The organism is bacterium, from assembly GCA_016708025.1.
GTDB lineage: Bacteria > Zixibacteria > MSB-5A5 > GN15 > FEB-12 > FEB-12.
Genome location: JADJGQ010000003.1, coordinates 491,379 through 513,391 on the forward strand (window position 1 = coordinate 491,379; position 22,013 = coordinate 513,391).

General features: G+C 53.9%; 17 protein-coding genes and 4 pseudogenes. 13 read left to right on the top strand and 8 right to left on the bottom strand.

Features of this window, described 5'->3' with window-relative positions:
* The first annotated feature begins 145 nt into the window (after nt 1-145).
* The 4 genes and pseudogenes from IPH75_13270 to IPH75_13285 all read left to right on the top strand — a co-directional run bounded on the left by IPH75_13270 (nt 146) and on the right by IPH75_13285 (nt 5,427).
* A complete protein-coding gene (locus tag IPH75_13270; GenBank protein MBK7143041.1) occupies nt 146-670 on the top strand; it encodes a hypothetical protein in 525 nt (174 codons plus the stop codon).
* The gene (locus IPH75_13275; GenBank protein MBK7143042.1) at nt 660-2,429 is read left to right on the top strand and encodes a hypothetical protein; all 1,770 of its coding nucleotides are present in this window, start codon (nt 660-662) and stop codon (nt 2,427-2,429) included. Before IPH75_13270 ends, IPH75_13275 begins: the two co-directional genes overlap by 11 nt.
* Before the next feature lie 217 nt (nt 2,430-2,646).
* A complete protein-coding gene (locus IPH75_13280; protein ID MBK7143043.1) occupies nt 2,647-3,960 on the top strand; it encodes a hypothetical protein in 1,314 nt (437 codons plus the stop codon).
* A gap of 16 nt (nt 3,961-3,976) precedes the next feature.
* Nucleotides 3,977-5,427: pseudogene (locus IPH75_13285) on the top strand (sodium:solute symporter).
* A 64-nt stretch (nt 5,428-5,491) separates the two neighbouring features.
* On the opposite strand, the gene IPH75_13290 reads toward IPH75_13285, so the two are convergent.
* Nucleotides 5,492-5,803 carry a winged helix-turn-helix transcriptional regulator gene (locus IPH75_13290; protein MBK7143044.1) on the bottom strand — a complete coding sequence of 104 codons (312 nt, stop codon included), beginning with the start codon at nt 5,801-5,803 and terminating at the stop codon, nt 5,492-5,494.
* A gap of 106 nt (nt 5,804-5,909) precedes the next feature.
* Between IPH75_13290 and IPH75_13295 the strand changes: the two genes are divergently transcribed.
* The 5 genes and pseudogenes from IPH75_13295 to IPH75_13315 all read left to right on the top strand — a co-directional run bounded on the left by IPH75_13295 (nt 5,910) and on the right by IPH75_13315 (nt 13,232).
* Nucleotides 5,910-6,905: an efflux RND transporter periplasmic adaptor subunit gene (locus IPH75_13295; protein MBK7143045.1), complete on the top strand. Its 996-nt coding sequence runs from the start codon at nt 5,910-5,912 to the stop codon at nt 6,903-6,905.
* Nucleotides 6,902-10,161: pseudogene (locus IPH75_13300) on the top strand (efflux RND transporter permease subunit). The gene IPH75_13295 and the pseudogene IPH75_13300 overlap by 4 nt, the downstream one beginning before the upstream one ends.
* Nucleotides 10,162-10,660: 499 nt before the next feature.
* Nucleotides 10,661-11,873 (top strand): annotated as a pseudogene (locus tag IPH75_13305) (DNA cytosine methyltransferase).
* Nucleotides 11,870-12,280: a DNA mismatch endonuclease Vsr gene (gene vsr, locus IPH75_13310; protein ID MBK7143046.1), complete on the top strand. Its 411-nt coding sequence runs from the start codon at nt 11,870-11,872 to the stop codon at nt 12,278-12,280. Before IPH75_13305 ends, vsr begins: the two are co-directional and overlap by 4 nt.
* Before the next feature lie 13 nt (nt 12,281-12,293).
* A complete protein-coding gene (locus tag IPH75_13315) occupies nt 12,294-13,232 on the top strand; it encodes an HNH endonuclease (protein MBK7143047.1) in 939 nt (312 codons plus the stop codon).
* On the opposite strand, the gene IPH75_13320 is transcribed toward IPH75_13315, so the two are convergent.
* The 7 genes and pseudogenes from IPH75_13320 to IPH75_13350 all read right to left on the bottom strand — a co-directional run bounded on the left by IPH75_13320 (nt 13,180) and on the right by IPH75_13350 (nt 19,133).
* Entirely contained in the window at nt 13,180-14,310 is a 1,131-nt protein-coding gene (locus tag IPH75_13320; protein MBK7143048.1) for a hypothetical protein, read from the bottom strand. The genes IPH75_13315 and IPH75_13320 overlap by 53 nt on opposite strands.
* Nucleotides 14,311-14,661: 351 nt before the next feature.
* Nucleotides 14,662-15,132, bottom strand: a complete 471-nt coding sequence (locus IPH75_13325; protein MBK7143049.1) for a thrombospondin type 3 repeat-containing protein — start codon at nt 15,130-15,132, stop codon at nt 14,662-14,664.
* Nucleotides 15,038-15,685 carry a thrombospondin type 3 repeat-containing protein gene (locus IPH75_13330; protein ID MBK7143050.1) on the bottom strand — a complete coding sequence of 216 codons (648 nt, stop codon included), beginning with the start codon at nt 15,683-15,685 and terminating at the stop codon, nt 15,038-15,040. Before IPH75_13330 ends, IPH75_13325 begins: the two co-directional genes overlap by 95 nt.
* A 1,387-nt stretch (nt 15,686-17,072) precedes the next feature.
* A complete protein-coding gene (locus IPH75_13335) occupies nt 17,073-17,912 on the bottom strand; it encodes a DMT family transporter (GenBank protein ID MBK7143051.1) in 840 nt (279 codons plus the stop codon).
* A 34-nt stretch (nt 17,913-17,946) separates the two neighbouring features.
* Nucleotides 17,947-18,297, bottom strand: a complete 351-nt coding sequence (locus IPH75_13340) for an MGMT family protein (GenBank protein MBK7143052.1) — start codon at nt 18,295-18,297, stop codon at nt 17,947-17,949.
* A 154-nt stretch (nt 18,298-18,451) separates the two neighbouring features.
* A pseudogene (locus IPH75_13345) lies at nt 18,452-18,778 on the bottom strand (carbon-nitrogen hydrolase).
* Nucleotides 18,741-19,133, bottom strand: coding sequence for a hypothetical protein (locus IPH75_13350; GenBank protein ID MBK7143053.1), 393 nt, complete (start codon nt 19,131-19,133; stop codon nt 18,741-18,743). Before IPH75_13350 ends, IPH75_13345 begins: the two are co-directional and overlap by 38 nt.
* A 194-nt stretch (nt 19,134-19,327) precedes the next feature.
* Between IPH75_13350 and IPH75_13355 the strand changes: the two genes are divergently transcribed.
* The 4 genes from IPH75_13355 (at nt 19,328) to IPH75_13370 (ending at nt 21,617) form a co-directional block, all read left to right on the top strand.
* Entirely contained in the window at nt 19,328-19,915 is a 588-nt protein-coding gene (locus tag IPH75_13355; GenBank protein MBK7143054.1) for a hypothetical protein, read from the top strand.
* 52 nt (nt 19,916-19,967) lie between these two features.
* Nucleotides 19,968-20,117: a hypothetical protein gene (locus tag IPH75_13360; protein MBK7143055.1), complete on the top strand. Its 150-nt coding sequence runs from the start codon at nt 19,968-19,970 to the stop codon at nt 20,115-20,117.
* Nucleotides 20,118-20,637: 520 nt separating this feature from the next.
* Nucleotides 20,638-21,477, top strand: a complete 840-nt coding sequence (locus IPH75_13365; GenBank protein ID MBK7143056.1) for a hypothetical protein — start codon at nt 20,638-20,640, stop codon at nt 21,475-21,477.
* Nucleotides 21,438-21,617: a hypothetical protein gene (locus tag IPH75_13370; GenBank protein MBK7143057.1), complete on the top strand. Its 180-nt coding sequence runs from the start codon at nt 21,438-21,440 to the stop codon at nt 21,615-21,617. The genes IPH75_13365 and IPH75_13370 overlap by 40 nt, the downstream gene beginning before the upstream one ends.
* Nucleotides 21,618-22,013: the final 396 nt, after the last annotated feature.

Genomic DNA, 22,013 nt, shown 5'->3' on the forward strand with positions numbered 1-22,013 from the left:
ATTGCTAGTGAGATACCTGAAGACTCATTACGTTTGGCCGGCGCCCCTCTTTTTCAAGGTGGGGCAGGACCTCCCGGCCCGACTTGCACCGAAACAGATTCATAGGCAGTCGATCATGTACGCTTGATTGACCAGGAGTGGCATCATGCGATCGATCTATGCCTTGCGGGGAACTTCCCTGGCTGGTCTGCTCATTATTGCGCTGTTCTCATCATCCCCTTCAATGGCAACATCTCTCACCGCGACAAGTTTCTCGCCGGAATTGGCGCTGAAATCCGCCACCGCTGAGATCAAAGTCGATGGCCGCATCAGTGATAGCGGATGGCAGCATGCCTCAGTGATCGATCAATTTGTGGAGATCCGACCGGGGAACAATACCGCACCCGCAGTCGAGACCAAAGTATGGGCGACCTATGATGACCATGGCATCTATGTTGCGTTTCTCTGCAAAGATGATCCCAACAGCATTCGCTCCACTCTCTGCCAGCGCGACCAGACGACCAGCGACGACATGGTGATGATCGCCCTCGACACCTACGGCAACGGGACCTGGGCCTACGAACTGATGGTTAACCCGCACGGGGTCCAGCGCGATCAACTCTGGTCGGTCTCTGCGCAGACCGATATCGGTTTCGATCTTGGTCTGGGAGTCCGCCGCTATGCGAACTGATTCCGGCTATCAGGTGGAGATAGCGATCCCGTTTGCCAGCCTGCGCTTCCCCGACAGCGATCAACAATCCTGGCGGATCGACTTCCGCCGCGTTCGCCCCCGCGACACGTACATGCAGTACGCCTGGTCGGCGGTCGATCGCAATCAGCAATGCTATCCTTGCCAGTTCGGGACGATCAGCGGAATCGAAAATGTCAATCCCGGTCGTGGGATCGAATTGCTTCCGGCGTTTGTTGGATATCGCACCGGCGAGCGTCTCTCAAGCGAATCTTTTCAGGAGCATGACCCCAAGGGCTCAATGTCACTGACCGGTAAGTATACCACCACATCGGATATCACGATTGAGGCCGCGATCAATCCCGACTTCAGCCAGATCGAATCGGATGCCGGTCAGATCGATGTCAATTCAACTGTCGCCCTGCTCTACCCGGAGCGACGTCCCTTCTTTAATGAAGGGAGTGACATCTTCCAGACGCTCTTTAATTCATTCTATACACGCACAGTCGCCGATCCATCGTTTGCGGCCAAGATCACCGGTCGGCTACCCAAAACTCGCTTTGGACTTCTGAGCGCTGTCGATGAAAACTCTCCGTATCTCATTCCTGTCGGTGAATTCAGCCTGCCCACTTTGAACAGCGGTCGAAGCTATGTTAATGTGCTCCGTGGCACACAGACTTTGGGGAGTGGCTCTCAGATAGGGCTGATGCTGACTGACCGGCGATTCCGCCACGATGGCTCCGGCAATATCCTTTCAGGTGACTATGTCCTTCGCCTTGGGCAGAAGTATGTTATCGATGGTCAGTACCTGATGAGCCACACGGCCGAAATGAATGAACCGACACTGACTGAGCGCTTCAACGGCATTACCTTCGATCATGGGAAATATACGGTCGATTTCGATGGCGAGTCATATTGGGGGACCGCATTCATACAGCGGATTGGACGTTACTCCGAGCACTGGAATCTGACGCTCGACTACAATCAGGTCAGTCCCAGCTATCGCACTCACACCGGGTACGACCCCGTTAATGACCATCGAAGCAGCTCCATCTATGGTTCGGTGACAGCCCGTCCCAAGGGCGGGATCATTGAGACTTTTCAGCCCGGGGGATTTGTCTTTCGACGGTTCAACTTTGACGGCGACCGCCTGAATGAAACCAATGCCCTCAATTGCTTCGTGGGATTCCGGTTCGCGCAGTCCTCGATCTTCATGGCTTACCGCGACATATTTGAGTCTTTTGCCGGATACGACATTGACGGTCTGTATACGCTGGTTGGACAGTTCTCCGCCCGACCGCATAGTCGTCTATCGACCTCGGTGGAGGTTTACTCCGGCACTGCCGTGACTCACTTCCTGCCCGTTCCGGAAAAGGCGAACGAATTGACGGCCGTGCTCGGCCTCAATTTCAAACCGATCGACCGGCTGACGATTGAATCAAACACAACCTATTACTCGATCTCCGATCGCGCAGCCGACACGGCATACTTTGATGGATATATCTCACGAGCGCGTATTCAGTATCAGTTCGCCAAAGAGTTGTCGATCCGACTGGTGGCTCAGTATGACGACTTTGGCCGGGTTTGGTCGGTCGATCCGCTGCTGACCTACCGTCTCAGTCCATTCTCAGTTTTTTATGCCGGTTCAACGATGGACTATCAGGATTGGCCGGATCTCCCCAACGATCCGAATAGCCCCAGCGCATGGCGGCTGGCGCAGCGTCAATTTTTCCTGAAACTGCAGTATCTGTTTCAGGTCTAGCGTATTCTCCCACCCTCCGCCGCCCGTCAGCCCGATGGTGTAACCCACCTCGGGACCGGGCGGCGGACTCCAATTAAACCTTCTCGTCGCCCTTCTTTTGGGCGAATCCTCCGCAATAGTCGGACTATTGACGAATCCTCCACAATCATGGTTCATCTTGACTCTGTTCGGTAATTGCCTGATATTGTCGCTTCAGGTAACGTAGGGACATTTTGCTATGAACAGACATCTTGCATTTTTCTTGCTCTTGTTTCTGGTGATCTCTTCAAGTCTTGTCGAGGCCGCAGATTCAACCTCAATAGTAAAGGTCGGCGTCACGCTCCGCAGTCGTATCGAAACGACTGATTATGCCACCAATCTTGGTTTCAATACCTCGCACTTTCCGATTTCCGGGACAAGTTACTATCGTCAACGTACTGGCCTGATGGTCCAAGTCATGCCAATTCCGAAGTACGAGTTGGGGATCAGGCTGACCAATGAATTCCGGCGCTACTTTGCCCCTACCGGCACAAAACGTACTTATGATGAAGTGGTCTTTGACCAGTTGTATGTCAAAGGAGACAGCATTGGTGGACTGCCGCTAGCTGCAACTATCGGCCGCCAGAACATTACGCTTGGCGAAGGGTTCTTGTTCGCAGAGGGTGGTCCTCTCGATGGTTCTCGCACGGCCTATTTCAACGCGGTCAATCTGGCCTGGCAATTTTCTGCAAAGAGCACTATGCGTGTGATTTTCGCCAATCAGCAGAAAGATGATGACATCCTTCCGGTGATCCATGACCAGCACAAGGGACTCACAGAGGGAGATGAAAAGTCCGCACTAGTCTATTTCAATACTTCGCTCGGCACTATCAAGCTCGAGCCATATCTGATGCAGATGGAGCGTAATGCATCGAGCAAGCTCCCCCATGCCGGAATTGGATGCATCGGCCTTCGCGCCCAGGCACCAATCACGCCGCAGATCACGATCACGGGTGAACTGGCCAAACAGTTCGGTGATTGGGGAGATCAGGATCACACAGCACTGGGTGGCTACGGCTATTTCGAGTGCAAAACCAACTGGCCACTCTATTTCCCATCGATTTTTACTGTGGGAGGCGTTTACCTCACCGGCGATGACGAGTCGACCGCAAAACATGAAGGATGGGATCCGCTCTTTGGCCGCTGGCCGAAGTGGTCCGAGTCGTATGTCTATACACTCACCAATGAGACGGGTGTTGCCTACTGGAGCAATTTTGCTTCATTGTTTCTGAAAACCTCCGCCCCGATCGGATCCGATCTGATCGCCACGATGGAGTACCATTACCTCATGGCGGACGAATGTCCAACGCAAGCGATGCGTTGGAGTTACTCAGTCTTCGCCGATGCGGTTGGCACCTCTCGCGGGGACCTGACTATTATGAAACTGAGTTACCGGATCAAGCCACGCCTGACAGGGCACATCTTGTATGAGCATTTTGACCCGGAATCATTTTATGCAGACTTCGCCAAGTCTTCCTCCTGGATGCGGATGGAAGTGATGTTGACTTTCTAACGTCTGGATATCGACTATGCTCGCAAAACTGATCATAATTTCGCTCTTTGGCCTGATGATCATTGTTATCGGGATCATCGGGATGCGACGGACCAAGACATTTTCGGATTATTTTCTCGGCGGCGGGACGATCGGACCATTCATGACCGCATTCACCTACGGCGCGGCTTACTTCTCGGCGGTGCTGTTCATCGGTTTTGCCGGAAAGGTTGGCTGGGATTTCGGCCTCTCCGGTCTTTGGGTCGGAATCGGCAACGCCGTTGTCGGAGTACTAGGCGTCTGGTGGATCATGGGATGGCGAATCAAACAGATGTCAACCACGTATGGTGTCGACACGATGCCGGAATTCTTCGAAAAGCGGTTCCACAGCCCGGCGTTGAAACTGTACAGTTCGATTGCCATTTTTGTTTTCTTTGTCCCGTATTCAGCCGCGGTCTTTATTGGACTGACCTACCTCTTTCAAGTGAATTTCGGCATAGACTTCGGCCTGGCTCTTCTCTTCATGGGGATCTTCACTGCGCTCTACCTGGTCATGGGCGGATATAAGTCGATGACTATGATCGACGTCATTTTTGGGATCATCATGGCTATCGGTACGGTTGTACTCCTGGCGACAACACTGGATAAGACCGGCGGGTTCAGTATGCTCAAGACCGATCTGAGCGCAATACATCCAAAACTGATCGACCCGGTTGGCCCTCCCGGACTCTGGCCGCTCTTTTCGCTCGTCTTCCTGACTTCAGTGGCGCCGTTCGCCATGCCGCAATTGGTGCAGAAGTTTTATGCGATCAAAGATCAACGCTCGATCCATATCGGGATGGTAGCGTCAACGCTGTTTGCGCTCTTGATCGGCGGCGTTGCTTATTTTTCCGGCGCAACCTGCCGCGTGTTGATGTCTCCGGAATCTTCTCCCTCTGCATTCAGTAACGGCAAACCTATCTTCGATGCACTCATGCCCGAGCTGCTGGCCAATATCATTCCGCAGTCGCTCTCTATTCTGATGTTGCTGTTGATCCTGTCGGCCTCTATGTCCACGCTGGCGGCACTGGTTCTGATCTCCAGTTCATCGGTCGCCAAGGATGTCTATGCCGGCTTCATTAATAAGAAGGTTACCGATAGACAACTGACCATGCTGATGCGAATCTGTTCTGCCGTCTTCGTATTGCTTTCGGTGGTCCTGGCCTACTTCAAGCCAGCATCCATCGTGGCTATTCTGGGAATTTCGTGGGGAGCGATAGGCTCGGCGTTTTTGGGACCGTTCGTTTGGGGTCTTCTCTGGAAACGGACCTCCAAACTGGCGGCGATCACATCATCGGTGGTCAGCCTGGCGCTCTGCGTCGGGCTGTATATTAGTGGGACCCCTCACCGCAGGCAGGGACGATCGGAATGCTCGCCTCCCTTATCTCTGCTCCGTTGATCAGCCTGGTTCTGCCCGACCGGCAGGCTGCGTCCGCGCAGAACCGATAGCGCGGTTCACTCCTCTGCTACTCTATACTATAATAGAGGAGCGGTCCAGAAAACCGGACTACTGTCAGTCCTTTTCTTCGGCGTAGCCGCTGAGCACCCGATTGACGTGGGAGCAAACATTGTCACACAACGAAAAGACCCTCGGATTGGCAATAGAATAGAGGACGAAAGACCCCTGTTTCGTCTTTTTGACCATACCGGCGCGGGCAAGGATCCCGAGGTGACGGGAGATATTCGGCTGGGTCCAGTCGAACAGCGCGACCAGATCCTGTACCGATTTTTCCCCGGACTTCAAGGCCCGCAGGAGTTTAAGCCGGGTCGGGTCGGACAATGCCTGGAAGCATCCGGCGACCAGTTCGAGCATTTGCTCGGGCATCTGCGAAAAATCTGTTGCTTTTTTTGTTGGCACATTTATATATAACTATATGTTTATCTGTTTGTCAAGAGCCGACAAAAAAAAAGTTGACCATAAAGGAAGAGGTATGAGAACAACCCTGTTACTTTCCGGATTGCTGCTCGCCGCGGCGCTCACCGGATGTAGTTCCAGCGAACAGACGGCGAATACCGCAACCGGAACCCCCAAGCCGGTCAGCGCGGTCAAAGCGGATCGTCTGACGACCGGCGCGCATGACGAGATCATGGGGACAGTCCGCGCCCGCAACACCGCCGACCTGAGCACCAAGGTTCAGGCGCGCATCGACCGGATCCCGGTAGTGATCGGCAGTCGGGTAAACAGAGGCGGCACACTGGCCGAACTGGATACCCGCGAATTCAAGGCCCGCGTTCAGCAGGCGCGCGCCGTGAAGGAGCAAGCCGATCTGGATCTGACCCGCTACACGTCGCTATTGGACAAAGATGCCGTCACCAAGCAGGAGTTTGACGCAGTCAAGGCGCGGGCATCGGTAGCAGAAGCGAATCTCGATGAAGCCGAAGCGCTCATGAGCTACGCGACAATCACCGCCCCCTTCTCCGGAGTCGTGACACGCAAGATGGTTGATGTCGGCGATTTGGCGATACCCGGCCAGCCGCTTTTCACTCTCGAGGAAGAATCAGCGCCGCAGTTTGTGGTCACCATTCCGGAATCACAGCGCACTAAGATCGCTATCGGCGATCAGGTGCAGGTAGAAATATCATCGCTGGACACCGCCATCACCGGCACGGTGAAGGAGCTCTCCCCCAGCGCAGACCCGGTGACCCGGTCGTTTATCGTGAAGATCGATCTTCCAGCCTCGATCGCGCGCCCCGGCCAATTCGGTCGGTTGCTTCTTTCTGTCGGAGGGGATGAGTCGATCTACATTCCCAGCGCGGCGCTGGTTCGTCTTAATGCGGAGAATGTCGCGGTGCTTAAGTTTGTCCGAACTGGACGTTCCCTTGGCGACAAGATCGAGATTCTTGCCGGACTGGAGAGCCACGACCTGGTCGTGACCCGTGGATTGACCGGTCTAGTCGATGGCGACAAAGTTGAGGTCCAGCCATGAGCCAGGAACATCACACAGTTCCGGCCCACGGCCTCGCTGGCATGCTGGCGAAGGGGTTCATTAATTCCAAACTGACCCCACTGCTTATTTTAACTTCAGTACTGCTTGGCGCATTTGCGGTGGCGATGCTCCCCCGCGAAGAAGAACCGCAGATCAAAGTGCCGATGGTTGACGTCATGGTTTCGGTCCCCGGCTTCACCGCCAAGGAAGTCGAAAACCGCGTCACCGCTCCCATGGAGAAACTGATCTGGGAGATTCCCGGAGTTGAATATGTCTACTCCATCTCCCGCCCCGAAGAAGCGCTGGTGATCGTGCGTTATCTCGTCGGTGAGGATGTCGAGAAGAGCCTGGTCAAGCTGAACCAGAAACTCCAATCGAACTTCGACAAGATCCCGCCGAATGTTTCTTTCCCACTGCTGAAGCCCCGCTCGATCGATGATGTCCCGATCCTTGCGATGACCTTCCATAGCGCGGAACTGGATCATTACTCGCTCCGGCGCGTGGTCGCCGAGGTCGAGGATCAGATCAAGCAGGTGCGCGATGTCTCAGAGACAAACATAATCGGCGGACTCCGCCGTCAATACCGGATTCAGCTCGACCCGGAAGCGCTCGCCGCGCGGCAACTTGACCCGTTACAGATCATCCCGGTGCTCCGTCAGGCAAATCGCCAGAACAAGGCCGGGTCGCTGGTATACAACAATCAGGAAGTGGTAATCGAGACCGGCGGATTTATCCGCTCGAAAGAGGATGCCGAAAAGGTTGTCCTCGGGGTCTATAACAACTCCCCGATCTACCTTCGCGATGTCGCCAAGATCATCGATGGTCCGGAGGAGCTGAATCAGGTTGTTTTGTTTGGTTCGGGAGCCGCGATCGGCCCGCATCACGAGGAGGAAGCGGCGGTCACGCTTTCAATTGCCAAGCGTCCAGGGACCAATGCGATCCAGGTCGCCGAACATGTTCTGGAGAAAGTCCATTTCCTCGAAGGAAAAGTGATCCCGTCGAATGTTGATATGACGATCACCCGCCACTATGGCGAAACAGCCGAAGAGAAATCGAACGAGCTGCTATTCCATATGATGATCGCGGTTTTTTCCGTGTCGTTGCTCATCCTGCTGGCCCTGGGATGGCGCGAATCGATCATCGTAGCGCTGGCGATACCATCAACTCTCGCGCTCACTCTTCTTGTATTTTATCTTGCCGGATTTACGCTCAATCGTATTACGCTTTTCGCGCTGATCTTCTCAATCGGTATTCTGGTGGATGATGCGATCGTGGTGGTGGAGAATATCACCAGGCACTTGCATCTTGCGCAGAACAAGGGGCGACATTGGGCGAAGATCGCGATCGATGCCGTCTCCGAGGTAGGCAATCCCACTATCCTTGCCACCTGGGCGGTGATCGCGGCAGTGTTGCCGATGGCGTTTGTCGGCGGACTGATGGGGCCATACATGCGGCCGATCCCGATCGGCGCGACCGCGGCAATGCTCTTCTCGCTGGTGGTCGCATTTATCGTGACGCCATGGGCGGCAGTGCGTGTACTCAAATGGGGAAAATCGAAAGAGCATATCATTCATGATGCATCCAATGAGGATTGGTCAACGCGCGCATATCGCCGTCAGATGACCAAACTGATCACCAAGCCGAAAACCCGAATGATCTACCTGACCACTATCACCGTGCTGTTGGTTGGAGCGATGGCGCTTGTCGGCATCGGCTGGGTGCAGGTGAAGATGCTCCCGTTCGACAACAAAAACGAATTCCAGGTTATCATTAATATGCCGGAGGGGAGTTCGCTCGAAGAGACTGTCCAGGCCTCTCGCGAGATCGCCGGAGCAATCGCCAAAGAGTCCGAGGTAACGGATTACCAGATCTATGCGGGGAATGCATCGCCATTCAATTTTAACGGTCTGGTGCGGCATTACTTCATGCGGCGCGGCTCTTATTCTGCGGATATCCAGGTCAACCTGGTCGGGAAGGGTGAGCGGTCTGACCAGTCGCACGATATCGCCAAGCGGGTACGCCCGCGCGTGGATGATATCGCGAAGAAGTATCGCGCGGCGGTGGCGATCGCCGAGGTACCACCCGGCCCGCCGGTCTTACAGACTCTGGTAGCGGAGATCTATGGACCGACTGATTCCACCCGCACCGCGCTTTCGCGCAAGGTCGAGGAGATCTTCAAATCGACGCCCGGCGTGGTTGATGTTGACGCCTACGAAGAGATGGATCAGCCAAAACTGACTTTCACGATCGATCATGAAAAAGCGGCGCTCCACGGCATCACCGCCGGAGATGATCGGCCAGTCGGTGAAACTTGCGGTCCAGCGGGATACAGGTCGACATCGGACATCGCGACAATGAGCGCGAAGATGTCGCGTTAATACTGGAACTCCCCCGCGCGCAGAAAACCTCCGCGGCGGATATTCTCGGCCTGCAGATACGGATGCCGAACACGGTTCAGTCGGCGAATGCCGCCGATGCACCGCTGGTGCCGCTGCGAGAACTGGTGACGGTAATTGATACGATTGCGGAGAAAACAATCTATCGGAAAAACCTTATGCCGGTGACATATATCATCGGCGATGTCGCGGGTGAGATCGAGTCGCCGGTGTACGCCATCATGGATATGAACAAAAAGCTGGAGAAGCTTGAGATGATCCAGTATGGCGGGACAGAGAATAAGCTGCAGATTCTCAATGCGAGTATGCCGTTCTCCACTCTCGAGCCCGCACTTAAGTGGGATGGTGAGTGGCATATCACGATAGAGGTCTTCCGCGATCTGGGGATCGCATTCGCCGCAGTACTGATCCTGATCTATATTCTGATGGTGGGATGGTTCCAGTCGCTGTTGACGCCGATCATCGTGATGGCGGCGATTCCGTTCTCGCTCATTGGGATCATGCCGGCGCATGGCGCGATGGGGGCGTTTTTCACGGCAACCTCGATGATCGGATTTATGGCGGGGGCGGGAATTGTCATACGAAACTCAATCATTCTGGTCGATTTCATTGAGCTTCGTCTAAAGGAAGGGATGCCGCTGGCGGAAGCGGTGATCGATGCCGGCGCGGTGCGGTTCCGTCCGATGTTGCTCACGGCCGGCGCAGTGATTGTCGGTGCAGGAGTGATTTTGTTCGACCCGATCTTCCAGGGTCTGGCGATCGCATTGATGGCGGGCGAGGTCGCCTCGCTGTTGATCAGCCGTGTGGCGGTCCCGATTCTGTATTATGTCGGGCATAAGAAGCAGTATCCTGTGGCGTAAAATGTATGCCCTTCGACTTCGCTCAGGGCGACGATTATAGTACTTGAAGAGATCAGATGGCGGGTTCGGAAACGGACTCGCCTTTCTTATGCTCATCGCTCCCCACTGCCTCACCACTGCCTCACCATTGCCTCATCCTTCCCCTTCCCCCGCCTCATCCTCCGCCCGGAAAAGCCTAATCCTGAACTTGATTCAGGATCCATGGGCGGTGCCGGGGTGGAATCATCAGGTTGTTGGAGGAGAATCGATTGACCTTTGGCGGCTGGCGTTGGGTTTTGGTTCGATATCAGATTGCCGCCGAAGCGTGGGATGGTCCCTCTACTAGAGGGGGGAGTTCAGGGAGCGCTAGCGGGGTAATACGGGAGGGGATAGAGCATTGGCAGGATTTTTGAAGCTTGGCGTCCCGGCCCACGGCAGGCGAATGAGAGCAGCTCATTTAGTGATTGCCAAGCGGCTTCCTACTATGCAATTTAGAAGCAACAAGTGAGCAGAAAACAAGATGGGTAATCGAACAAAGAGCGCCAATTCAGAATTTAGGCTTGCAATTACTGAACAAGATGTCTTTCGAGCTAGAATTGCTGGCGAACTTGTGAAGCGTCGTAAACGTCCGACGTTGATAGACTTGTTCGCTGGAGCGGGGGATGACGCTCGGCTTCACCAAGGGACTCGGGCACTGTTTTGAGCCGGTGTGGGCAAATGATATTGATGAGGCTTCCGTTACAACCTACCACTTGAATTTTGACTGCCACTGTGTGTCAGGAGACCTTATAGATATTTTGGCTGCCAGGAGTTACAAGATTCCTCATGCAGACGTGGTCATTGGAGGGCCACCATGCCAAGGGTTCAGCCTGCTTAACAAGAATCGGGACGGTGATCCGAGGAAGCAACTATGGAGACCGTTTCTTGATGTAGTCAAGCACTCTAAGGCAAAGCTGTTTGTCATGGAAAACGTCCCGCAGTTGCTTGGTACACCAGAGCATACAGAGATTCTTGGTTATGCCAAGAAACTAGGTTTTCAGACCGAGTCGCGTGTATTATGCGCAGCAGACTATGGAGTATCCCAGAAGCGGTATCGCGCCTTCATTATTGGGTGTTCATTTGCAGATCCGAGGATCTCCTTCCCGCCTAAGAAATCGCATTATAACCCTTGTAATGGCAGCACTCTTGATTTATTAGAATCGAATGGTGCATTTTTGACAAATCCCCAAAAATGGAGGACAGTCAGAGATGCAATAGCGGATCTTCCACAGCCAACAGGTACCGAAATAGCTGCAGTAGCGCCACCATTCGACCTTCATTTCGGCAGGACGCCGACTCAGAAGTCCCTTCAAAGATATCGTGCAATTCCAGAAGAAGGAATGAACAGGTTCGACCTACAACGACGCGCCCTTAAATTGACTCCAGATTGCTGGATAAGGAAGACTTCCGGCGGGACTGACCTGTTTGGGCGCTTATGGTGGGATAAACCCGCTTTAACTATTCGAACAGAATTCTTCAAGCCAGAAAAAGGTCGGTACCTTCATCCGTGTGAACATCGGCCGATTACGCACAGGGAAGCGGCGCGCCTGCAGAGTTTTCCAGATGATTTTCTATTCCACGGTTCAAAGACTCAAATCGCAAAACAGATCGGCAACGCAGTTCCTCCAATGTTAGCTGCTCGAGTCGCAGACTGCGTTTTTTCTCTTTGGCTCTCTCAGGAACAAGCTACATGAGCGACGTTTTTTCTAGTAAGAAGCGCAGCGAGATAATGTCGCTTGTGAAGGGGCGCGATACAACACCCGAAAGAATAGTAAGATCACTCCTTCATCGAAATGGATATCGCTTTTCTGTTCATCGGTCGGACCTACCCGGAAGACCCGATATAGTTCTAACAAGACATCGTACTGTTGTATTTGTAAATGGCTGTTTCTGGCATGACCACAAAGGATGCAAAAGAGCAAGTAAACCACAAAGTAATAGATTGTTCTGGATGGAGAAAATTGAATCTACTAGGATGCGGGATCAACGGAATGGCAGATTATTGCGAAAATTGGGTTGGCGTGTTTTGACCGTATGGGAATGTGAAACCAAGCGCGACAACTTCCTGGCATCAAAGATTCGGAATTATTTCCAACGATAGGCGGACAAAAACAATGCCAAGACGGACAAAATGTGAGCAACCCGAGTCCCACCGAATCGAACTAATCGACTTATTGATGAATTTTGAGGCGGAGCTCAGATCCAAAGACCTACGTCGAAAAGTCCTCTCACTAGTCGACGCATATCGATTGCTGCACAACTTAGGAAGTTCACTAATTCCAATGGAGATTGCCAAGTCGGCCAGGGATCGCATTCTTTGCTACTTTAGGAAATACCCTTCGACGATAATCGATGGAGAGGAAATCATGGTGGTTTCCGGAATTAGTGAGTGGGCAAGAAGGGTGCGAGAGCTTAGAGTTCAATTTGGATGGAGCATCATTAGTGGAATCACAGCCAAGGAGATGCTGAAAGAGGAATCTCCTCTTGTCATTAACGGCGTTGAAATCAGCGAAATGAAACCGAATCAGTATTTTCTCGCGAGCCCAGAAGAAGATCGGGAGGCTGCTAGGCGTTGGCATGTAGCCAACGACATCCGAAAGGGAAAAGGCGGCTCGAAAGAGAAAATTATTGAATTCTTCCGTCAAAACGTGGGTCAGCCAATAAGCGGAGAAGAATTACGTTACGCTGCTAATGACAAATCAGAATGGGCCAGACGTGTGAGAGAACTCAGAACTGAAAATGGCTGGCCAATTGTTACACGCAATACCGGCAGACCAGATCTACCTGTTGGAATGTATGTGCTCGAACAGGACCGACAGAGCCCCGAACATGACAGGAACATTCCCGATTTGGTACGACGCACAGTCCTCGAACAAGCAAAGTACCGTTGTGCTAACTGCAAATGGCATCACAAGAAGTGGAATCGATCGGACCCGCGATTTCTCGAGCTTCACCACAGTGTTCCGCATTCTCACGGTGGAAAGAATGAAGCCGAGAATCTCATTGTATTATGTAACGTCTGTCACGATCAGATTCACAAGAAACGTCGATAGTCCCCCCTACTTCCGCACCTAGCGTGTACTGGCCGTACATGTCCTTGGCGTAGTCCATCTCTTTATCCCAGCCGAAGTACTTCCCCATCTCGCGGGCAGGTTCGGTATCATCGACGTTATACCCCAACACCGTAAAGCCGGTCTTTTCGAGCAGCTCCTGCGTAAACGGGCAGCGGCCATCGGACCACGGCACATATTTCTCGTCCGGCCCGCTCAGTTTCGGATGGAGATTGTAGATCATGAAATATCCCCCCGGCTTAAGCAGATCGTAGATAGTTTTCACATAGGCGGAATCAGTGACCCCCAACTGCACCAGCATGCGCGGGTCAACCTCGCGCTCCGGATGAATGTACCCATGCTTGAGCGTGTTCTTGGAAATAAACAGATCGTAGCCCTCGCCGACAATGGCGCGCGTCGCGCTGTCTGCGGGGAATGAACCGAACGCGAGCGTGAGGTGTCCCGGCGCTCCCTCCCCTGCCACACGCGCACGCGCGATATAGCCGGCATCGGCAGGCTGCGCATAGAGCAGTTTGAGAAGCGGGTCAACTTCGATACCGGTGACATTCGCGCCGCAGGAGGCCATCAGGCGGAGATGGCCGATCGAACCGAAGCCGTAGTCGGCAATACGGGCGGAATCCAATTTTGCCAGGCCGGCTATGCCGACGAGGTCGAGCGCGCGGGCGAAGGCGAGCGGTGTGCCATAGCGGGTGAAGTAGTAGAACTCTTCGCCGACATCGCGTCTTTCGTAGCCTTCAATGGATTGCTTCGTCGCTTCGCTCCTCGCAATGACATTGGACGTGTCTGTGGCTTTTTTGTATTCAGCTTCGGACATGTATGAGCGGGTCGTTTTGTTGACATAAACGACGCGGGATTCGATCGACGGTAGATCGGGGACCGCCGCGAGGAATTGTTTGGCGATGGGTGAAGTGACGAAAGTCGCAAGCGTGTCCGCCTGGAGATTCAGCACTTCGAGTGCGGTGAGGGTGTCGCCGGTGGTGTCGGTCTGGGCGACGGATGATCCGGCGAGGGTGGCGCTGATGAGAAGCGCGATTGCAAAGATGGTGCGAAGGTGGCGCATTCTGGTTTCCCTTATGTTTACTCGGGCAGACGAGGACGTCTGCCGCGCAAAGTCATTGCGAGCGTAGCGAAGCAATCCATTGATTCCGCGCGAAGCGCAGCCTCCCATACTTACGGTAAGGTAACGGTTCAGTTGCAGGGATGCGAGGGGGAAATTGCGCCCTCACCGTCCGCCGATAGCAGGCCCCCTCTCCCAGAGGGAGAGGAGAAATTTCTGAGGGATTGGATGTAGGGGGCCTTCGTTGGCCGGGCGAAGATGGGTGGATGTTCGAAAAAAGCCTCCGGAGAGTATCCGGAGGCTTTTTCGTATACACGTCCGTGTGCAAGTCCGCAAAGGGACGGGCATTTCTCTTTACGGACAATTGGGCAAGGTCGGGCGTGGTACCTGCGTCAGATAGGCTATCAAGAGCGACAGATCAGACAGGTCGATAGAGCCTGTGGTGTTGACGTTCGCTTCCGGCAGGCATGGCAGGACCGGACGCGGAACAATTGTCAGATAGCTGATGAGCAGAGAGAGATCCGACAGGTCAGGCGTTTCAATAACGCCATCGTTCACATTGCCGGTGGTGCCAACACAGCAACTGACTGTCTGGCAGGAATCGCCGACACCATCGCCATCAGAATCCTCCTGCAACGGATTGTATTTGTTGGGGCAATTGTCGCACAGATCGCCGATCAGATCGAAATCGACATCAGACTGCGTTGGATTTGAGACAGTCGGGCAGTTGTCACAGATCGCCAACTCCATCCAGGTCGCCATCAAGCTGAGTCGGATTCGAGATGGTCGGGCAATTGTCGCAGGCATCACCAAAGGTGTCGGCATCGGTATCGAGCTGATTGTTGTTCGTTACCGCTCTGCAGTTGTCGCAGGCATCGCCAAGCGTGTCGAGATCGGAGTTGACCTGCGAGGGATTGGGCGTGAAGTCGCAATTATCGAGCGAATCGATAATGCCGTCATTGTCTGTGTCACAGGCGAAAACATTCTCAAAGATGACATCCTGATCGACACCATTGCGGCCATCGTTCCAGACGATGCCGAAGGGATTGATCAGGTTGAAATCCGAATCGAAATAGGACCCGATGTATTGTCCCAAAGGACGCGGAATGGTGCTAACCGGTGGGAATGGACCATTGCGCGTGAGTATGCAATCCTGAAACGTAACGCCACAGTCGCGCGAGATGGATGACCAGATCTCGACGGCGTTGTTGGCCAGGTCATTGCGACGGTCGTTGTAGCTGACTATCACCGCGCCGGTGTTGCGGTCGAGAGTGATCGTCGGCGCCCATTGATCGCGTCCATTACCAACCGGGTCCTGATTGACGCGCATCGGCGGGAGGAATGATCCGGGAGCTCCGCCAGCCGGACTGACGGTCATCCAGATATCGATATCGGTTCCGGTCGGACCGGGAGCATCCCAGACAATATAGACATAACTGGGACATCCGCCGGCAACACCTTGTCAATCGCGAGGTCAACCGTATTGGCGACTTCGATTCCCGGAGCGAGTGTGGGAGGTACAGGAAGAATTCCACCGGTAATGATTGCGGCAGGGACCATGGCGCACCGCCGGTAGGAGTCGGGTTCCAAGACATCACGATGTTACCTGCCAGAATGTCGCGCCAGATACAGTAAGTCGCGCCGGGAGGGAGAAATCCTGTTCCGGCTGGGCCGGCAAAATCGAGGGCTGGCTTATGTCCTGCAGATACGCGCCATGCGGCATGCCCGGCATGACTGGGGCGGGCCGAGAAAGTGCCGGATAGGGGAAAGGTCCGCCAAAAGCAGATTTGTGGAGGAGGACCAGATAGCGGCAAGGTCGGCAGGATCATTGTAGAAGTTCAAGTCTCCGTTGGGTCGCCATCGATGTCGGTGGATTGCACCCAGGCATAAGTAGCCTCACCCATCATTGGAACGGGGATACCAGGGACATCAACAATGGAAGAGCTGGGTAGTCGAACCATTGATTGATTGCCGGGCTGATACTGATCGGAAAAAGGTGCGGCGAACGGTGCGCCACCGCCAAGACTTCAGACATGTAGACCGCGTTTCCGATCGGCGTGAATTGCTGTCCCTGGTCCAAAGGCAGTGCCGCCCATCATGAATCCACCACCTGGAGCAGAGCCAAGTGAAGGGTTCCAGTCGCTGGATAGGGGGCGGCGCGGTCACACCCATTGGCAGCCAGGAACCAGAAGCGCCGAAAGCCGGTGACCATGCCCAGTCAATCGTCACCGCCTGGAAAAAGGCCTGGCAAATGATTGTTGTAAAGGTGTAGATCTCTCCCGGTTTGATCTCGTTCCAGGAGACTGCTGTGTTGTTTTGTTCGGACCCGGGTGGATGTCCGGAGCCACGGGTGAGTTAGCCATGACACTGAACCCAGGAAGCAGATGATCGCGGCAACTCTGCTGAATGAGAGAATCAGGCGAACCATTTTTCACCTCCATGAGATGAACGCCGGTTGGGGAACCGGTGAAGGTTGAAGATACATCTGTATATCAGAAGACTCAGTTCATGGTCGCCGGAACGATCAATGCAAAAAATGCACGGAAGTGATCCGGTGAAGCTTTCGATGGTGTATTGAGCGCTTAAAATGGAGTGGTGAAATAGTGACGACGGAGCTTGGCGAAACTTTTACCTGATCAGTCATTCACTCCAGACATAACGTAGCGTACCATGTCTTCGTTTGCAAGGAGAAAATGAGTGAGACGAGGAGAATCAACTAACAGAACCTGACTTACTCTTGTTCGGGAGTTGGATACCCGACAGGGCTAAGCCGATGACAATACATGCGCCGCCGATGCCACTGTGCATGGTGAACTGCTCTCCCAACTGTCCAGGCCGCCGCCGCCGCTCGAATACCGGCTCCAGTGCAAAGATAAGTGACACACGGAGTGGTGACGTGGCGCTGAGCAAACATCTGGATGACAAAAGGCAGAAAGTGTCGGAAAGAGGGCGAGAAAAATGATCGCACTCCAGGCAGCATTGGTGGTGACATCGAAAGAGCGCCCGGTGATTGCGGTCATGGCAATACTGCCCAGGCCAACCAATAGAAACTGCTGACAACTGATGGCGATAGGATCGACACCCGCCTTGATGTACTTATCGGAAAGCAACAAGTGCAGGGCGTAGGCCATCGAAGCGACGATCGTCAGCAGGTCGCCGATGTTGACTTCTTTCAGGCCGCCGGTGAGTATCCAAAGACCGACCAGCGATATGACCGAGGCGATGATCTCCATCAAAGTGGGGCGACGCCTGAAGAGGGTCACGAGAAAAACCGGCACCCAGAGAACAAACAGGCCGGTGATAAAGCCGGAGTTTGAGGCGGTGGTGTAATTCAGACCGACTGTCTGCGTGACATAAAGTGTCCAAAGAACAACGGCAAGAAAGAGACCTTGGCGAATATTCGGGAGAACCGGTTTACGTTTGATCAGGAGATAGCCCAACAACAGGCCACCGGCGATCAGAAAACGATAGCCGACCATAGTCACGGCATCGACGCCGGTCAGCGCTGATTTGACAATGACAAAGGTCGTTCCCCAGATAAGGGCGGCATAGAATAGTCCGGTGTCGGACCAAAACTGTAGTCGTCGAGAGGGGGATTGATTCATTGGCGTAACTTACTTCAGACAGAGAGGCGCAGCGCTACCGTGGTTTCCTGCGTGGGATCTTTTGGTTGAAGGCGCAGATTTCTTCTTCATGGAGCCACGGCGATTTTGGCTGCCATTGGAATTTCAGGTCAATACGGTCGCGGAAACCCAAAGTAGATCCCTTCGCTTTCGAGTAGACTGTGCTGGACTTCGTACCCTTCACCCGGCGGAGCGAGATCTTCCCTTCGCGATTAATAACGCGGAACCAGGGGAGTTTCTCGGATTCGGAGCAGCCATGTAGCACCCACCCGACAGACCGTGGGTCACGAGGATTGCCGGCCATTGCGGCGACCTGACCGTAGGTAGCAACCTTTCCGCGCGGGATCTTGCGGATCACCTGACAGATCGCTTTGACGACAGGAGATTTCGTCACCGCGATTTCTCTGTCAGATCGGTTGAAATGATCGGCGCGTAGATATCGGGGCGACGGTCTACGAACAGATCGTTGCGGGGGTTGACCGCTTTGTCGCGCGACTCTCTCGGATCGATATCAACGGTGATCACCGCTTCTTCCCTCTCGGACCGGTGACAATGACATTTCCGCGGACATCGCAGACGACCGAAAGGCCGGTGAAGTTGAGGCCTCCTTCGGAACCGATCCGGTTGGCGGTCACGACCGCAACTCTGTTTGTCATGGCATGTATAGGTACAGCGCGCTGACATTTGCCTGGAATGACCAGATTGGCAGGATGGCAAATGATATCCGCGCCTTTGAGGGCAAGCAGGCGCCAGACTTCGCCAAACCACCAGTCGAAACAGATCAACATGCCGATGCGGACGCCATTCACCTCAAAGACGGGCGCGCCGAGATTGCCGGGCTGGAAAAATCTTTTCGTTCAAATAGAGATGAAGTTTGCGATACTTGCCTATGACACCATCGCGAGTGAGCAGGATCGACGAGTTGTAGAGCTGTTTTCCATCGCGCTCGTTAAGGCCACTGACGATCGTGCAGTTATGCTGTCTGCAGAATGCATGGAGATAGCCGGTGAATGGGCCATCGATGACGGATTCAGAACTTGCCCACGCCTGTTCCTGCGAAGTGAAGTTGTATCCTGAATTGCAGAGTTCCGGCAGGACGACCAGATCTGAGCCGATCGCCTGAGGCATGAGACGGTCCAGGCTTTGCAGGGTGGCTTGCAGGTCGGCCAAAGCCGGTGCAAACTGAATGATAGTGATCCTCACAAGTATGCCCTCACGCATGGGGTGGTGCAGTTTCGACAGGCCCGACTGGACTCAATGTCAGGTCGGTTTGGGCGTGAGGCAACCACTTTTTCGAAAGCCAAAATTGGACAAGTTTACCCACAACAAGTGACCCGGGGCTATGCGTACCTAACAGGTGGCCCTGGTACGCAACCCGCAAGACACCTGGAGTGACCATGACTCGAATATTGATGGCAATTGCGTTGATCTCTCTGACCCTTCTCCCCCTTGAACTGACCTGGACCCGCATTTTCTCAGCAGAATTCTTCTATACCTTTGCGTTTCTTGTTCTTTCGCTGGCGATCCTGGGACTTGGATTGGGTGGTCTGATGTTGCGACTATGCAAGGCGGCGGATCGCGATCTGCTGTTAAGTCCTTATCTGGCAATCTCAGGGCTCTGCGCGCTGGTGGGGCCGATGCTGGTATTTCAATTGGGCCTCGATTTCTCGGCCCTCTTCGCCAGTATGGCAATGGTGGGAAAACTGCTGGTGACGGTTCTGATTCTGATGTCCGCGTTCTTTTTTGGCGGCATGGGGCTGGCCATGATCTTCAAGCGCCGTTCCGCAGAGATGCCCCACCTTTATATGGCAGATTTGATAGGCGCAGGGCTGGGACTGTTGGTTGGACTCTGGGGAATGAATCAATTCGGCACTCCGGTCGCATCGGTACTGGTAGCCCTGCCTATTCTGATGGCCTCGTTTCTGCTTGCCGCCGGATGGATCCGGATTCTCCCGGTAGTGTTGCGGTGGCGGTCTTTATCGTAGCTCCGGGGGGCGAACGGCGTCCCTCAACGGCCCCTCGACGGGAACATGCGCAGTGATCTACACGCACTGGGATGCCGTCTCTAAATTGAAAATGTACGACTATGGTCCGGACTATCGCGGATTGAATATAGATAATGTCGCCAATTCGCCGGTAAATCGAGTCGACGGAAAATGGGAAGATATCAATCCTGATTCCGGTTGAGTGGGGATCGATGTCTCCTATTTGATACAGCAGTTTGATTCCTGCAGATTCCTTTCGCTGGGATCCGGCGGCGGCGGTGATGTTTTGCAGGCATTGGTGGAAGGTGCGACTGAGGTTCACGCGGTTGAGGTCAACCCGCACATCAACTGGATGATGCTGAATGATGACACGACCGGTTACCACAAGGCGCCGTTCGTCCCCGATAGCAGTTGGAGCGTGGCACAGGTTGATTCAGCCAGAGCGGTGTATGATACGACACGGATGCTTTTTCGGTTGCGGAGTTGCCGGGAATCTCTATCGCGATCCACGGTGACTGTTAGTAACCGAAGATGCGCGCTCATATGTCCGGAAATTCGGGGTAAAAAAAAAAAAAAAAGAAAAAGTTTGAGTGTCATCTACTCGCTCAGTTCGAATAGCTGGGCGGCTCTGGCATCAGGCGCGTTTGCCCTGGCAAAGAACTATCTCTTACGACCGGGGCATTCGAGGATTTACTGGGAGGCTTTCCGACAGCGGCTTCCTGATGATGGAACATCAGGTATACACGCCGAGATTGGTATCAGAGGCATTGGCCGCGCTGGAGAACAGAGGTGCTCTCGGCGGAGCAAGCGGCATCTCTGACCCGTCGCGGCATATCGCGGTGTATGACTTGCCAAAATGCGGCGAAGATATTGCTTCTCTCGAAACGGCCGTTGACCGATTCACTTCGCTACTATGCGCTCCGGGCCGCTTACTCCGGAACGATTCGGCCAGATCCATCTGTTGTATCCTCCAGCGAACGAGTCATTGGCGAATAATCAAATCGCGCGGATCGTTAACGATGGCTGGCGAAAGCGCAGTTCACGAAGATAGATCTCTCCCCGTCTCCGACAACCGACCGTTTGTCGCGCAACTCGGGCTCTGGCGCAATTTGACCTCGGAGAATATGCAGAAGGTTTCAACTATGCCCGGAATTCTCCGGCTTTCCCTCTCGAAGGTGACGTTGTTGATCATTCTCGCAGTGGTGGTGGTGATCATTTTTGCCGGTCAACCTGATCCCTATCTGAGCAAGGGGAGCATCTCGCGGCAGGACCCTGGCTTTACTTCTTTGCGATCGGCGTGGGCTTCATGGCGGTGGAGGTGTGTTGATCCAGAAGTACTGTCGTTGTTGATCGGAGCCTCGCTGCATAGTATCGTGACCGGTGCTGTTGACTCTGCTGATCGCGTCTGGGATCAGGAGCCGGTGCGCGTCAGTTCTCAAATCGGACCGTATTTCTCGCAATTATTGGCTGGCTGTTGTTGGATGCTTTTGTCTTTCGATATTTGTTTGGGATGTTTGGCGGAATGCCGGTCTCGATCAGAATGCTGGTGGCGGTCATATTGATCGCGCCGGTCGGCTTTTTCATGGGGATGCCTTTCCCCAAAGGGACACTGCGAGTTGGCCCGCTGGTCGACTGGGAGTTCGCGGTCAATGGAGCAGCTTCAGTGCTTAGTTCCGGTACTGGCCGAGATGATCGCCATTAACTTTGGATTCAGTCTGGCCTAGTTTTGCGGCAATCCTCTACCTTATCGCCTATCTCTGCAGTGCGAACAAAGTGATTTGGCTCCCCTGATAGCCAAAATCACAAAAGAATCTATCAAATGCAGGGTCGGATGCGCTCCGACTCTGCATTTACCAGTAGTTGCCGATAGATATAGTTGAAAGCCACCGTTGACCACAGTCTCGCCGCGCGGTCGACATGAAACCAACTCGCCAGAACCAATTAATGTTGTCGCGGGGAAAAGAATGTCTACCGTTCACCACCAGTACAATCAGGGAAAAAAGCGGCAATCCGGAACGATCCTCAATTATTGCCTGGCACTACTGATCCTGGGCGTGGCTATCGTGGTCGTAGTTTATCTGAAATAGTCGAAACGGCT